Raw genomic sequence first — 12,393 nt, forward strand, 5'->3', positions numbered from 1 at the left:
CGCTACTCACTCACTATCAGGTAACACCCTTTCTTCATTTGCCCAAATACACACGTCCGTAGATCATTCGCCAGCTCCCACATAAAAACACCTCATCGGTACCCCCCATGCCCGCACTCGAACCTGAACAGCCTCAACCCACTCTGTGGCAGTTGTTTTACAACTTCGCCATGGTCGGCCTGTTCGGCTTTGGCGGCGTGATGCCCTGGGCGCGGCAGATGATGGTTGACCGCAGGCGCTGGGTCACCGAGCAAGGCTTCAATGAACTGCTGACCACCGGCCAGTTTTTCCCCGGCCCGAACATAGGTAACGTCGGCATCATCTTCGGCCGGCGCCTGCATGGCTTGCCGGGTGCGGTTGTGACCGTGTGCGGGCTGTACCTGTTCCCCTCGATCATCACCGTGCTGGCCGGGTTCGCCTACGCCAAGTGGTGGAGCCATGTTGTGGTGCAGCAGATTTTCGGCGCGGTGATGCCAATTGCCACGGGCCTGATGCTCGGCACAACGCTGCGCTTGCTCAAGGCGATGCCGCGTAACGTGGCCAATTACAGCGCCTTTGTGCTGACGTTCGTATTGATGGCCGTGCTGGTGCTGCCGTTGTGGATGGTGCTGCTGATCGCCATCCCCAGCTCCCTGGCGCTGAGTTTCATCGACTCGAAAAAGGTAGGCGGCTGATGCAAACCGTCCTCCTGCACCTGATGATCCAATGCGCGCTGTGGTCGTTGATGGCGATTGGCGGCAACACCGTGGCCATCGGTGATATCCACCGCTACACCGTCGTCGATATGCACTGGATCACCGACGCACAATTTGTCGCCTTCTTCGCCCTGTCCCAGGCACTGCCGGGGCCCAATGGCATGTTCCTGGTGTTTATCGGCCAACAGACGGCAGGCCTGCCCGGTGCACTGGTGGCCTTGCTGGCCAAATTGGTGCCCTGCTCGGTGCTGGCTTACCTCGGCGCAGGCTGGCTGGAAAAACACACCCAAACGCCGTGGGTGCAGCGCGTTAAACGCAGCCTGCTGCCGATTTCCATTGGCCTGATCCTCGCCTCCACTTACATCCTGATGAACAGCCTGGAAAACAACACCACCAGCCTGGTGCTGACCCTGGCCAGCGCCGCCGTGGTGTATTACACGCGGCTGAACGCGATCTGGCTGATCGTCGTCGGCGTGCTGCTGGGCCTGGGCAGTACATGGCTGGGAGTGAACTGGTTTTAGGGGCACAATCGACGGCATTCGAACAAGAGTCACGGCCATGCTGATCGACGAAGAATTTACCCTCAAGAAACTCGAAATCTTCCTGGCGTTCATGCGCACCGGCAACCTGGCCCGCGCCGCCGCCGAGTTGCAAACCAGCAACGTCAGCGTGCACCGCGCGATTCACTCCCTTGAAAACGCGTTGCGCTGCCCGCTGTTCAAGCACGAAGGCCGCAACCTCACGCCGCTGGAAAGCGCCTATGTGCTGGAAGAGCGCGCGCAGAAACTGGTGGCGGATGTGGTCGACAGCGTACGCCTGACCCGCGAAGCCGCCGGCTTCTCTGCCGAACGCTTCAAGCTGGGCTCGCTGTACTCGCTCACGGTCAAGACCGTGCCGCAGCTGATCATGGGCCTGAAGATCCGCCGCAGCGAACTCAACATCGACCTGATCCTGGGTTCCAACTTCGACCTGCTCTACAAGCTAAAGAACATGGAAGTGGACGCGATCCTCATCTCCCTCGACGAGCGCGCCAACGACCCTGATTGCGAGCAGATCGCGCTGTTTACCGACGACATCTTCCTCGCCACGCCGGCAGACTCACCCTTCGACCGCGAACAGCAAATCGACCTCGCCGACATGCGTGACGCCACCTTTATCACCCTCACCCAAGGCTTCGCCACCCACCAGGATGGCAACCGAGTGTTCAAGCAGGCGGGGTTCGAGCCAAAAGTGGCGATGCAGGTCAATGACATCTTCACCCTGCTGAGCATGGTCAGCTCGGGCGTGGGTTATGCGCTGCTGCCGGGGCGGATTGCGGCGGTGTATGAGAACCGCGTGAAGCTGATACCGCTGCAGCCGCGGTATCGGTTGCAGCAGCATATTGGGGTGGTCTTTTTGAAGGCCAAGGAGCGCGACCCGAACTTGCTGGCGCTGTTGGCGGAGTGCCGGATGTACGCCAACCGCCAAACCTGACCACTGATCGTTCCCACGCTCCGCGTGGGAATGCAGCCCTGGACGCTCCGCGTCCGCTGTTGAGCCCGTGACGCAGAGCGTCACAAGAGGCATTCCCACGCGGAGCGTGGGAACGATCGTCAGCCGACCAAGCCACGCACAATGAAATACAGCACCGAAGGCCCGAGCAAACACCCCAGCCCGGTATGAAACGTCGCGGTCAACGCCCCATACGGCACCAACCGCCGATCCGTCGCCGCCAGCCCAGCCGTCACGCCGCTGACCGTCCCGGCCAACCCGCCAAACACCATCGCCGAACGCGGGTTATCCAGCCCCATCCAGCGCGCCGCCACTGGCGTGCCGACCATCACCAGAATCGCCTTGATCAACCCCGTGGCAATCGACAACGCCATCACATCCGACGTCGCGCCAATCGCCGCACCGGTCACCGGCCCGACGATATAGGTCACCGCGCCGGCACCAATGGTGGTCATGCTGATCGCATCACGATAACCAAACGCCCACGCCAGGCTCGCGCCCACAATAAACGGCAGCACCGTGCCCAACAGCAGCGCAATTGCACCGATCAACCCGGCCTTGCGCGCCTCGGTGGCTTGCACTTCAAACGCCGTGGCGACGATGGCAAAGTCACGCAACATCGCACCGCCCATCAAACCGATTCCCGAGAACAGCGCCATATCCGCCAGGCCTTTTTGCCCGCCGGTCACGGTGCCGCCCACCCAGGCCAGCACCAGCCCGATGACGATGGCAATCGCCGAGCCATGAATGCGCCCGAACGTCAGGCGCTTGGACAGCACCACAGAAATCCACATCACCACGCCGACGAAGGCAAACGCGGTGACGAGGCCGTTATTTTCCAAGCCTTTCTGGATAAGAGGCCACATATCAGCGACCTCCCGCAGCGATGATCAGCGGCTCTTCAGCGGGTAATGGTTCGCCCTTGTGTGTGCGGCTGATCAGGGCAATGGTGCAGCCGCACACCACCACCGAACCGATGGCCGCCAGCACCGCGACCGGGCCGCCGTGCAGGGCGGTCACCACGTTTTGTTGCGCGGCCATCGCCACCACCACCGGGATGTACATGGCGCCCCAGAAACCGACGCCCATTTCACAATCCTTGGTCATGCCACCGCGTTTTTGCATCCACAAGCGCGCGCAGATCAGCAGGATCATCGCGATCCCCACCCCGCCCACATTGGATTTGACGCCCAGCAACACGCCGAGCATGTCGCCCAGGATCACGCCCGCCAACATGCAGATCGCCAGCAATGCCACACCGTAAATAATCATGGTTGTTGTCCTCAAAGTGCTCGTTCGAAATTGTTGTTTTTGTGCTTCGAAAGCCTTGGGTGGTGCTTTATCGGTGGCGGCGCTCCTCCTCTTGCAGCAGGGCCTGCAAGGTGTCCAGGCGCGCGCCTTCGCAGGCGATTACGGTGCCTTGTTCAAACACACGGCGTGACAGGCCGGTCAGCACCGCGCCCGGCGGCAGTTCGATTTGCAGGCGCACCCCGCGCTCGTAGGCGCTTTGCACGGTGCCGCGCCAGTCGACGACGCGGCACATGTTGAAGGCCAGGTCATCGCGCAGTTGCTCGGGGTTGTGGATCGGCCGCGCGCGGGTGCTGCTCAGGTAAGTGATGCGCGGCGTCTTGAGTGTGACGAAGGCTTGCGCCAATGCCTGGGCCGGTTGCTCCAGTAACGCGCAGTGGGACGGCACGCTCACAGCCAAGCGCTTGGCGACGCCGTTGCCTTTGATGCGGTTAGCGACGCACTTCATGGCTTCGTCGCTCCCCGCAATGACGGTCTGGTTGTCGGCGTTGATATTGGCGAGGTACACCGGGGTTTCGGGGCTGTGGATTTCGGCCAGCAGCTTTTCGACTGTGGATAACTCCGGACCGATAATCGCCGTCATTCCATAGCCTTGTGGATAAGCGCTTTGCATCAACTCGCCGCGCAGGCTGACCAGTTTCACGGCGTCTGCAAACCCCAGGGCGCCTGCGATCACCGCTGCCGGGTAGGCACCGATGGACAGGCCCGCGACGTAATCCGGGGTGTGTTGCAGCAAGCGGGCATTCGCCACGCCAGCAATTAACAGGCAAAGCTGCACGGCACGCGTCGACTCAAGGGCGTGCGCAGAATCAAGCGCGCGAACGTCTTCACCCAAGGCGTCACTGGCTTCATCCAGCACCTCGGCGCTCAACGGCCGGAGCATGCCCGGCCGTTGGGCGCCCTGCCCCGGAAACACCAGAAGGCTGCTCATGCCACGGCCTGCCACGGATCGAGCACCAGGTGCGCGCCGCTGGCGGTTTTCAGCAGTACTCGCCGCGATCCACCAGCCCAATCACGCAGGGCAACGGCGCCGAAGGGCGTTTGCAGTTGCAGGTCCACGGCGCATGGCGCGGTGTCGAGGATTGCCAGCAGATCTTCTGCATCACCACGCGTCAAAGGCTCAGGGGTGCGCAGGATCAAATCCAGATCGCTCTGTTCATGCAGCGCTTCAATGCCTGTGGCCAGCTCAAAACCTGCGCTGCCCGTGACGCCCCAGTCTTCGTCCGCCAGCACTGGCCGTAGCGTTGCGAGTGCGCGCAATGCGGGTAAGTCCCGAGGCGAGATAACACTGCGTAACGCTTGCGGCGTTACACACCGCTGTACGGCAGCCGCTGGCATCACGGCGGCAAAACGCTGTTCACGCAAACGCCCGCGCACGCCAACCGCCACAAAGCCCGGCTCGGCGACGGCGCGACGCACCACCACCGGGTGGCCGGCGCTGATCGCCTCCACCGCCCAGGCCGGAGCCTCGGCAGGCAGATGCGCCGGGGTCATGCCCCAGAGCAAGTCGTGCGCGTTCACCACTGCTCCCGCAACAACTCGCGCACATGGCTGGAAGCCGCGCGGTTAGTGGCGCCGAGACGACTGCTCAAATCGCGGCCATCAACATCCTTGATCGCATTCAGCAAGCAATCGCTGACCCGCGCCACGTCGTCCGGCGTGGGCTGTTCAATCTGGCTGACCGACAAGGTTTCCCAGAGCAAACCAAGGCTGGCGTAACTCTCGATGTCATAAGCCATCGGCGGCACGCTGGCAGCGAGTGCCTCAAGTTCTTCGACGCTGCGCAAGGTCACCCGCGCGGCCGAGGCCTTGCCCATGGCGTGCACCATCACGCCGGGGTCGCGCAGGGCAATCAGGCGGTTGGCCTGGTAACCGTGGGCGAGAAACGCGCCGGACATGGCCTTGCCCACCAGCAGCGCGATCACCGGGTGCCCGGCGAGACGAGCGCGGGCGTAGCTGTCGGCAGCGGCGGCCAGGGCTTGGTGGATGCCGAGGGCTTCTTCGCGACGACCATACGCCTGGCTCGGCACATCGACGATGGCGATGATCGGGCGTTTGTCGCCACGGGCGATGGCTTCATCCACCGCTTTGGCGAGGCCCCAGCCTTCGAGCAAGCCGACTTCGCCATTACGGGCGCGGGGGAAGCGATTCTGCGGGTCAGTGACCACGGCGATAAAGCGCACCGCCTGTTCACCCAATACGCCATCGGCGACTTTCAACGAGTCCGGCAAACCCTCAACAGGCGTTGCGCCAGCGCTCAATGCGTTGAACCACTGCAACCCTCTCATGAGCGTTCTCCTTGATACAGCGCGCGCACCGTGGCCGGGTCGATCTGCGGCGTGGCGTCGAGTTCAGCCAGACGCGCGAGGTAAAACTCGGCCTGACGGCTGCGTTGTTGAGTCGGCACGCCTTGTTGCAGCAGTGCGGTGACGGTCTGTTGGACTTGCGCTACATCGTCGGCCACATAGCGGTCGGCCAAACCACTGTTGAAACGTTGCTCGCCGCCGGTAAGGCTCCAGATAAAAGGTCGGTCGCGGGAGTCGTACTCTTCAAGCCCGGCTTCCTGCTCGATCACCTGCGGGCCATTGAGGCCCAAACGCGCTTCACGGGTAACCACGAGATAGCTGCACAGGCCTGCCGCGATGGACATCCCGCCAAAGCAGCCGACACTGCCCGCCACCACGCCGATCACCGGCTGGTATTGGCGCAGGTCGACAATCGCGGCATGGATATCGGCAATCGCCGCCAGACCCAAGTTGGCTTCCTGCAAGCGCACGCCGCCGGTTTCCAGCAGCAACACTGCGCGAGTCGGCAAACCTTTGCGGTTGTCTTCAGCCGCCAACTCCAGCGCGCCAGCGATTTTCGCGCCGCCGACTTCACCGAGGCTGCCGCCCTGAAAATTGCCTTCGATGGCAGCGATTACAACCGGTAAACCGTCGATGCTGCCCTTGGCGATCACCACGCCGTCATCCGCCTGCGGCACCACGCCCTGGCGGCTGAGCCACGGCGACATGACGCGTTGGAACGGGTCGATCAGTTCGCGAAAAGAGCCCGCGTCCAGCAGCGCCTTGGCCCGCTGCCGCGCGCCGAGTTCAACGAAGCTGTGTTTGTTGAGCAAGTCAGTCATGGCCAATCTCCTCGAAGCCCTGCTCCAGACGCAGACGCACCACACCAGGGGTGGCGCCAAAATCGTGGATATCGATCTTCAAGGCCGGTGGCGTCTGCTCCAGAAAGATGCGATCGAACAGATGCTGCCAACGTTGCTCGGCGCCATTGACCGAGGTTTGCACCTGAATGGTCAGCGTGCCGGGCGTGCCCGGTTCCAGCAGCACCTCGAGGTCGCCGGAGCCGACGCAACCCACCAGCGCACGGCCTTTCGGCGGCTGCCCGGCGGGGAATTCAAAGGATAAGGTTTCCATCAAAACGCTCCGTCGAGGCGGTCGATAAACAGGCAGGCGGCCAACAGGTCGGCGGCGCCGCCGGGGGAGGCATTCAGGGCCAGTAAGTGTTGGTCTAGTTCGTGTAATTGGCGGCGCCCGGCGAGGGTTGCGCTGCCGCCCGCGTCGAGGACAGCTTGGGCGCCTTGTTGCATCGCGCTGATGCCTTCGGGGCCTGCGCGGTAGAGCACGCAGGTGTCGGCGAGGTCGGTCATGATGGCGAGCAGTGCGTCCAACCGGGCGTTCTGTTCGCCGCTGTTTTGTTGGCGGCTTTTGCGCAGTTGCGGCAGGCCGCGTTGCACAACCGAAGGGAAGCCAAGTTGGGCTTCTTCACGGGCGCCGCGTGCGCCGTAGCGTTGGGCCACTTGCGCGCCGTGGCTCATGGGTTGTGGCGCGTAGCGGTCGTTAAGCAGCGCCAGTTTTGCTGCCGTCAGCGTGACAGCGCGAGGCTCCAGCGCTGCGGCTGCCGTGAGCAAACCGAGCGCCCAGATCGCACCGCGATGGGTATTCACGCCATTGGTGGTGATGAGCATCGCTTGCTCACCTTCGCGGCCGATTCGCCCGAGGGCTTCTCGCAGGGGCAATCCGACTTCACCAAACTCAATCGCCGCCTCGGCCATTTCCTTGAACATCGGCCATAACGACAGCGCCGAGGCGTGCATCAGGCCCAGGTGCAAATCGCTGTGGGCGCCGTTGCCGCGACGGTCCACCAGGGCCGGTTTGGGCGACAGGTCTGCCTCATCGATCAACGCATCGACGGCCAGGTCCGCCAGGCGATCAGCGAGGCTGAGTTCATGCAGTTTGAGGGCGCGCATTTACCAACTCCTGAACTTGGCGGGCGGGTTGTACAGGCCACCGGACCAGTCCACCAGATCGGCCACGCTTTTGGCAGCCAGCAATTCGCGGGTGGCGTCGGTGCGGCGAATGCCGAGGTCTTCGGGCAAGGCGATCAAGCCTTCACGGCGCATGCGCGCGGTGTCTTTGGGGTTGTGGCGCATGCCGATGGCGGTCACCCCGGCCACGGCAGCGATCATCGCCTGGCGCTCTTCCAGCGAACGCGCCTTGTAGAGGTAGGCGATGCCTTCTTCGGTGAGCAAGTGAGTCACGTCGTCACCGTAGATCATGATCGGCGCCAACGGCATGCCGCTTTTGCGCGCGACTTCAACGGCGTCGAGGGTCTCGACGAAGGTCGGCTTGCCGCCTTCCTGGAAGGTTTCGACCATCTGCACCACGAGTTTTTTACCGCGTTCAAGCAAGGCTTCGGGCGCATCGTCGTGGCGCATATCCAGCCACGCCGGGGTGCCATGGCGACGCCCGCGCGGGTCATGGCCCATGTTCGGCGCGCCGCCAAAACCGGCGAGGCGGCCACGGGTCACAGTGGAAGAATGGCCGTCGCCGTCAACTTGCAGGGTGGCGCCGATAAACAGGTCCACCGCGTATTGGCCAGCGAGCTGGCAGAACATCCGGTTGGAGCGCATCGTGCCATCGCGGCCGGTGAAGAACACGTCCGGCCGCGCGGCGATGTAGTTTTCCATGCCCAGTTCGGTGCCGAAGCAATGCACGCTTTCGACCCAGCCGCTTTCAATCGCGGGGATCAGGGTCGGGTGCGGGTTGAGGGTCCAGTTGCGGCAGATCTTGCCCTTGAGGCCCAGGGATTCGCCGTAGGTCGGCAGGATCAGCTCAATGGCGGCGGTGTTGAAACCGATGCCGTGGTTGAGCGACTGCACATTGTGTTTTTCGTAGATGCCACGGATCGCCATCATCGCCATCAGCACATGCACCGGCTTGATGTGGCGCGGGTCACGAGTGAACAGCGGCTCGATGTAGAACGGCTTGTCGGCCACCACCACAAAATCCACCCAGCTCGCCGGGATGTCGACGCGGGGCAAGTCGGTGACATCGTCCACCAACTGGTTGACCTGCACGATGACGATGCCATCGCTGAAGGCCGCGGGCTCGATCAGCGCCGGCGTGTCTTCGGTGCTGGCGCCGGTGTAGATATTGCCCGCGCGATCGGCCATGAAACCGGCGGACAGCACGACGTTGGGGATCAGGTCCACCACCAGCCGCGCGTAGAGTTCGATGTAGGTGTGAATCGCGCCGATTTCCAGCAGGCCGTCTTCCAGCAACTGGCTGATGCGCAGGGATTGGGTGCCGGCAAAGGAAAAGTCCAGCTTGCGCGCGATGCCCTTTTCAAACAGGTCCAGGTGCTCGGAACGGCCGACACTCGGCATGATCATGTGCAAATCGTGGAGTCTGGCGGGGTCGGCCTTGGCCAGGGAGCGCGAAAGGAAATCGGCCTGTTTCTGGTTGTTGCCTTCCAGCACCACACGATCGCCGGGGAGGATCAGGGCCTCAAGCGCTTCAACGATTTTATCGCTGGGCAACACCGCCCCGTCAGCGAAATGCTTGACCAGTCCGAGCCGCCGCTGCTTCTCGTCGCGCCGCCGCGTCCAGCGCGAGTCAGGGGTGATGGGTGTTGTCATGGTGGCTCCACGGGGGGGTTGGTGTCGTGGGCTTACCTTAGAAGTGAATCAGGGGGGCATCAATCAAGCGCGGCGGCGGATCGTTACGGTTGCAGTAACGGACCTTCAGCAAACACAGACCTTGATCCAAATGAAGATCAAAAATGTGGGAGCGGGCTTGCTCGCAAAAGCGGTGGTTCAGTTGCAGATGTACCGACTGACACACTGCATTCGCGAGCAAGCCCGTTCCCACATTTGTTCGGTGTAGTTCAGGATATTCGCGTCATTGCCACTGATGGGTGGCCACCAAGTCTTCCACTCTATCCAACAGCGCCTTCGCGCTCTCAATCAATTGCCCTAGCAACGCCTCATCCTCATCCATATACCCTTCGTATTCCGCCAGGTTTCGTCGCTCATGACACAACGCCAACAACCTTACCTGCACCTTGCTCGCGCCAAGGGTGTGGATCAGGCATTGAAAGACCAGATAGCGTTTGTCAGAGCGATAACCTTGCAAACGCAAGGCTGTGAGGGCGATAGCGTGGGCGGCGTTGTAAGCCAGGTCGAACCGGCTGGCAAACGAGAGCAGAGGCGTGTTGGCATCCTTCAACCGGTCCCTGGCCGAGCGCATCAGCCCATCACATTCCTTGCGATCCGGCGGCTCAGCCTTCAGGCCGCCACTACGTTGCAGATTCTCCAGATTTGCCTTGCTGTCCATCCGTGGCTTCCAGGGGGTTGCCCCCAATCAGATTGATCTTGTCCTGCTGCACCACCCGCTGCACAAAACTGTTCCCGGCATTCCATTTGCCGATCCAGTCTTCAGGGGTGTACAGCGTCGGGTTGATGGTGCGACCCAGTTGCTCTTCAAGCGGCATGAGCTGCTCCATGACGTCACTGTAGTTGAGGCTTTCGCCGATCAGCATGAGATCTATGTCACTGGATGAGTGCGCATCGCCCTTCGCGATGGAGCCGTAGATGAAAGCCCAGGTCAGTTGTTCGGCGAACGGCGCCAATGCATTGCGCAAGGGCTCGTCCAGGCTCAGCGTTTTGCGCACGATGGCGAGCAATTCCGAGTAGATCGGGCACTGGGGGTTGGCTTGGTAATGGGTCTGGTTGCCTTGGCGCGTCTGGCTCAAGATGCCGGCCAACTGCAAGCGCTCCAGTTCGCGGGTGAGGCTGCCCTTGCCCACCTTGGCCCAGCGAGCGATTTCATTGGTGAAGAAGCTTTGGTCCGGTTTTCCAAAAAGCAGGCCCAGCACTTTTTGTTGGGTCGCGGTGAAAAGTGCAGTGCTGAGTGGCAAGGTTTGCATGGCAGCGACCAAGGAGTCCCAAAAAGGGAACGATAGGTCCCTTTTTGGGAACGATCAAGTAGTCTGTGGCACACCGCGCTCGGCCAGATGCACAAAATCTAATCTGGGAGCTGGCTTGCCTGCGATGGCGGTGGGTCAGCCAAGGAAGCTTCAACTGACAGATCGCTATCGCAGGCAAGCCAGCTCCCACATTTGCTCGGTGTCGACTGTTAAATATCAGTCCCAAAAAGGGAACGATAAGTCCCTATTCGGGACTGATTTGGGGTTCGGGTGAAGGGCTGACTTGCTCCAACGCTCTGTCCACCAGCAACTGCCCCAAGGCTGCCATTTGCTGAATAGCCAATAACATTGCGCGTTGGGAGTGTTCCAGGTCGAAAGCGAGGTTGCAGGTCATGGCGTTCAGCGAAGACAAGGTTTCGCTGGCGTTGACGAGGAGGGTTTCAGTGTCTTGGTGGGGGCTTACGGTGAAGAGGCTGACGGGCGGATTAGGAGTAGGTTTTTTAATCATGATTTACAGCTCCGATATGTGATGGAGACTGCCCTCATCCGCTTGCACGCAAATAAGGTGGCAGCTGTGCGCAGGTGTGCAAGACCGGGCATATCGGACCCCGGCAGACCCCGAAGGGTCTCCCACGCACAGCCGCCATAACAAATACAGCAGGCATAAAAAACGCCCGTTGAATGGCTATGGGCGCTGGTGCGCCGACATGTAACCGGACTTGCACGTCCGTGTCACCGTTTTTTGCGATGACGAAGCGAAGACTAGCCGCCATGACTGCCCGCAACAAGTTCATGCACAGCTCGAAATCTTGCGGGAAAAGTCCGAAGGCCCTACCCACACTCCTCATTCCGACAGATAGCAAAGAATGCTCCGACGAGCTTTTCAGGTTGTTGCTCGGAACTCGCCTCTCTAGCCTTTTCTGTCCGAATCATGTCACGGGCAAACATCATGAATCCTACCGTTCAACCCGATGCAAGGTCGTTGCAGAGCGTGATGTATCGCATCACAATCACCCCATGATCGTCAGTTGGAAACATAAGGGACTCCGGACCTTCTATGAGACCGGTTCAACCAGAGGCATCAACGCAAACCACACCAAGCGCTTGCGCCGGGTTCTGTTCATTCTGGACAAAGCCGAACATCCGGAGGCATTGAACTTGCCTGGTTGGCGCTTCCATCAATTGAAAGGCGACCTGATCGACTACTGGTCCGTCAGTATTAGTGGAAATTGGCGGATCATTTTTCGGATGTTCAACGATCAGGTCGAACTGGTTGATTATCTTGACTACCACTGAGTAGAGGTATCGATATGGGTATGCACAACCCACCTCACCCCGGAGAAATCCTGCTTGAAGACGTGATTCCAGCCTTGGGCATCACCATCACCGAAATGGCCCGGCGCCTTGGGTTTGCCCGTGAGACATTCTCAAGGATCTTGCATGGCCATGCGCCTGTGAGCCCGGACTTGGCGGTGCGGCTTGAACGAGCAGGAGTGAGTACAGGGCAGTTATGGCTAGCAATGCAAAGTGCCTATGACTTATGGCAGGCCGAGCATCGCGAGCAGCCAGTGATCGAGCGGTTTGCGCAGATTGAGTAGGAGCCAGGATTTGGCGGGCACAGAAGATCAAATGTGGGAGCGGGCTTGCTCGCTCCCACATTTTGATCTTCATGGATTTTGAAAGGGAG

The 12,393-nt window shown here is 61.0% G+C and carries 17 protein-coding genes; 5 read left to right on the forward strand and 12 right to left on the reverse strand.

Annotated features, from left to right (window positions below; all coding sequences use genetic code 11):
• Positions 1–107: 107 nt before the first annotated feature.
• The 3 genes from BFW87_RS09110 to BFW87_RS09120 are packed head-to-tail and all read left to right on the forward strand — an operon-like array spanning position 108 to position 2,168.
• On the forward strand, positions 108–674 hold the full coding sequence (locus BFW87_RS09110) for a chromate transporter (RefSeq protein WP_078739539.1): 567 nt from the start codon (positions 108–110) through the stop codon (positions 672–674).
• A complete protein-coding gene (locus BFW87_RS09115; RefSeq protein WP_078739540.1) occupies positions 674–1,216 on the forward strand; it encodes a chromate transporter in 543 nt (180 codons plus the stop codon). Before BFW87_RS09110 ends, BFW87_RS09115 begins: the two co-directional genes overlap by 1 nt.
• 37 nt (positions 1,217–1,253) lie before the next feature.
• The gene (locus BFW87_RS09120; protein WP_078739541.1) at positions 1,254–2,168 is read left to right on the forward strand and encodes a LysR family transcriptional regulator; all 915 of its coding nucleotides are present in this window, start codon (positions 1,254–1,256) and stop codon (positions 2,166–2,168) included.
• A 119-nt stretch (positions 2,169–2,287) separates the two neighbouring features.
• On the opposite strand, the gene madM is transcribed toward BFW87_RS09120, so the two are convergent.
• The 12 genes from madM to BFW87_RS09185 all read right to left on the reverse strand — a co-directional run bounded on the left by madM (position 2,288) and on the right by BFW87_RS09185 (position 11,211).
• On the reverse strand, positions 2,288–3,052 hold the full coding sequence (gene madM / locus BFW87_RS09125; RefSeq protein ID WP_078739542.1) for a malonate transporter subunit MadM: 765 nt from the start codon (positions 3,050–3,052) through the stop codon (positions 2,288–2,290).
• A gap of 1 nt (position 3,053) precedes the next feature.
• Positions 3,054–3,458 (reverse strand): malonate transporter subunit MadL, encoded by a 405-nt coding sequence (gene madL / locus BFW87_RS09130; RefSeq protein WP_078739543.1) that lies wholly within the window; start codon positions 3,456–3,458, stop codon positions 3,054–3,056.
• A gap of 67 nt (positions 3,459–3,525) precedes the next feature.
• Positions 3,526–4,425 carry a malonate decarboxylase subunit epsilon gene (mdcH, locus tag BFW87_RS09135; protein ID WP_078739544.1) on the reverse strand — a complete coding sequence of 300 codons (900 nt, stop codon included), beginning with the start codon at positions 4,423–4,425 and terminating at the stop codon, positions 3,526–3,528.
• Positions 4,422–5,018 carry a malonate decarboxylase holo-ACP synthase gene (locus BFW87_RS09140; protein ID WP_078739545.1) on the reverse strand — a complete coding sequence of 199 codons (597 nt, stop codon included), beginning with the start codon at positions 5,016–5,018 and terminating at the stop codon, positions 4,422–4,424. Before BFW87_RS09140 ends, mdcH begins: the two co-directional genes overlap by 4 nt.
• Positions 5,012–5,782 (reverse strand): biotin-independent malonate decarboxylase subunit gamma, encoded by a 771-nt coding sequence (mdcE, locus tag BFW87_RS09145; protein ID WP_078739546.1) that lies wholly within the window; start codon positions 5,780–5,782, stop codon positions 5,012–5,014. Before mdcE ends, BFW87_RS09140 begins: the two co-directional genes overlap by 7 nt.
• Positions 5,779–6,621: a biotin-independent malonate decarboxylase subunit beta gene (locus tag BFW87_RS09150; RefSeq protein WP_078739547.1), complete on the reverse strand. Its 843-nt coding sequence runs from the start codon at positions 6,619–6,621 to the stop codon at positions 5,779–5,781. The genes mdcE and BFW87_RS09150 overlap by 4 nt, the downstream gene beginning before the upstream one ends.
• On the reverse strand, positions 6,614–6,913 hold the full coding sequence (locus BFW87_RS09155) for a malonate decarboxylase subunit delta (protein ID WP_078739548.1): 300 nt from the start codon (positions 6,911–6,913) through the stop codon (positions 6,614–6,616). The genes BFW87_RS09150 and BFW87_RS09155 overlap by 8 nt, the downstream gene beginning before the upstream one ends.
• Positions 6,913–7,746, reverse strand: coding sequence for a triphosphoribosyl-dephospho-CoA synthase (locus BFW87_RS09160; RefSeq protein WP_078739549.1), 834 nt, complete (start codon positions 7,744–7,746; stop codon positions 6,913–6,915). The genes BFW87_RS09155 and BFW87_RS09160 overlap by 1 nt, the downstream gene beginning before the upstream one ends.
• Positions 7,747–9,417, reverse strand: coding sequence for a malonate decarboxylase subunit alpha (gene mdcA / locus BFW87_RS09165; protein WP_078739550.1), 1,671 nt, complete (start codon positions 9,415–9,417; stop codon positions 7,747–7,749).
• Positions 9,418–9,679: 262 nt separating this feature from the next.
• On the reverse strand, positions 9,680–10,114 hold the full coding sequence (locus BFW87_RS09175) for a hypothetical protein (RefSeq protein ID WP_078739552.1): 435 nt from the start codon (positions 10,112–10,114) through the stop codon (positions 9,680–9,682).
• The gene (locus BFW87_RS09180; RefSeq protein WP_078739553.1) at positions 10,077–10,706 is read right to left on the reverse strand and encodes a nucleotidyltransferase domain-containing protein; all 630 of its coding nucleotides are present in this window, start codon (positions 10,704–10,706) and stop codon (positions 10,077–10,079) included. The genes BFW87_RS09175 and BFW87_RS09180 overlap by 38 nt, the downstream gene beginning before the upstream one ends.
• Positions 10,707–10,950: 244 nt before the next feature.
• Positions 10,951–11,211, reverse strand: coding sequence for a DUF6124 family protein (locus BFW87_RS09185; protein ID WP_078740033.1), 261 nt, complete (start codon positions 11,209–11,211; stop codon positions 10,951–10,953).
• Positions 11,212–11,723: 512 nt separating this feature from the next.
• On the opposite strand from BFW87_RS09185, the gene BFW87_RS09190 reads away from it, so the two are divergent.
• Entirely contained in the window at positions 11,724–12,002 is a 279-nt protein-coding gene (locus tag BFW87_RS09190) for a type II toxin-antitoxin system RelE/ParE family toxin (protein WP_078739554.1), read from the forward strand.
• 14 nt (positions 12,003–12,016) lie between these two features.
• A complete protein-coding gene (locus BFW87_RS09195; RefSeq protein ID WP_078739555.1) occupies positions 12,017–12,304 on the forward strand; it encodes a HigA family addiction module antitoxin in 288 nt (95 codons plus the stop codon).
• The last annotated feature ends 89 nt before the right edge of the window (positions 12,305–12,393 follow it).

This window comes from Pseudomonas fluorescens, assembly GCF_002022275.1.
Taxonomy (GTDB): Bacteria; Pseudomonadota; Gammaproteobacteria; order Pseudomonadales; family Pseudomonadaceae; genus Aquipseudomonas; species Aquipseudomonas fluorescens_AJ.

Bases quoted from the DNA above. Each gene is read 5' to 3' on its own strand.
- BFW87_RS09110 (WP_078739539.1), top strand. From the start codon at position 108: ATGCCCGCACTCGAACCTGAACAGCCTCAACCCACTCTGTGGCAGTTG.
- BFW87_RS09115 (WP_078739540.1), top strand. From the start codon at position 674: ATGCAAACCGTCCTCCTGCACCTGATGATCCAATGCGCGCTGTGGTCG.
- BFW87_RS09120 (WP_078739541.1), top strand. From the start codon at position 1,254: ATGCTGATCGACGAAGAATTTACCCTCAAGAAACTCGAAATCTTCCTG.
- madM (WP_078739542.1), bottom strand. From the start codon at position 3,052: ATGTGGCCTCTTATCCAGAAAGGCTTGGAAAATAACGGCCTCGTCACC.
- madL (WP_078739543.1), bottom strand. From the start codon at position 3,458: ATGATTATTTACGGTGTGGCATTGCTGGCGATCTGCATGTTGGCGGGC.
- mdcH (WP_078739544.1), bottom strand. From the start codon at position 4,425: ATGAGCAGCCTTCTGGTGTTTCCGGGGCAGGGCGCCCAACGGCCGGGC.
- mdcE (WP_078739546.1), bottom strand. From the start codon at position 5,782: ATGAGAGGGTTGCAGTGGTTCAACGCATTGAGCGCTGGCGCAACGCCT.
- BFW87_RS09150 (WP_078739547.1), bottom strand. From the start codon at position 6,621: ATGACTGACTTGCTCAACAAACACAGCTTCGTTGAACTCGGCGCGCGG.
- BFW87_RS09155 (WP_078739548.1), bottom strand. From the start codon at position 6,913: ATGGAAACCTTATCCTTTGAATTCCCCGCCGGGCAGCCGCCGAAAGGC.
- BFW87_RS09160 (WP_078739549.1), bottom strand. From the start codon at position 7,746: ATGCGCGCCCTCAAACTGCATGAACTCAGCCTCGCTGATCGCCTGGCG.
- mdcA (WP_078739550.1), bottom strand. From the start codon at position 9,417: ATGACAACACCCATCACCCCTGACTCGCGCTGGACGCGGCGGCGCGAC.
- BFW87_RS09175 (WP_078739552.1), bottom strand. From the start codon at position 10,114: ATGGACAGCAAGGCAAATCTGGAGAATCTGCAACGTAGTGGCGGCCTG.
- BFW87_RS09180 (WP_078739553.1), bottom strand. From the start codon at position 10,706: ATGCAAACCTTGCCACTCAGCACTGCACTTTTCACCGCGACCCAACAA.
- BFW87_RS09190 (WP_078739554.1), top strand. From the start codon at position 11,724: ATGATCGTCAGTTGGAAACATAAGGGACTCCGGACCTTCTATGAGACC.
- BFW87_RS09195 (WP_078739555.1), top strand. From the start codon at position 12,017: ATGGGTATGCACAACCCACCTCACCCCGGAGAAATCCTGCTTGAAGAC.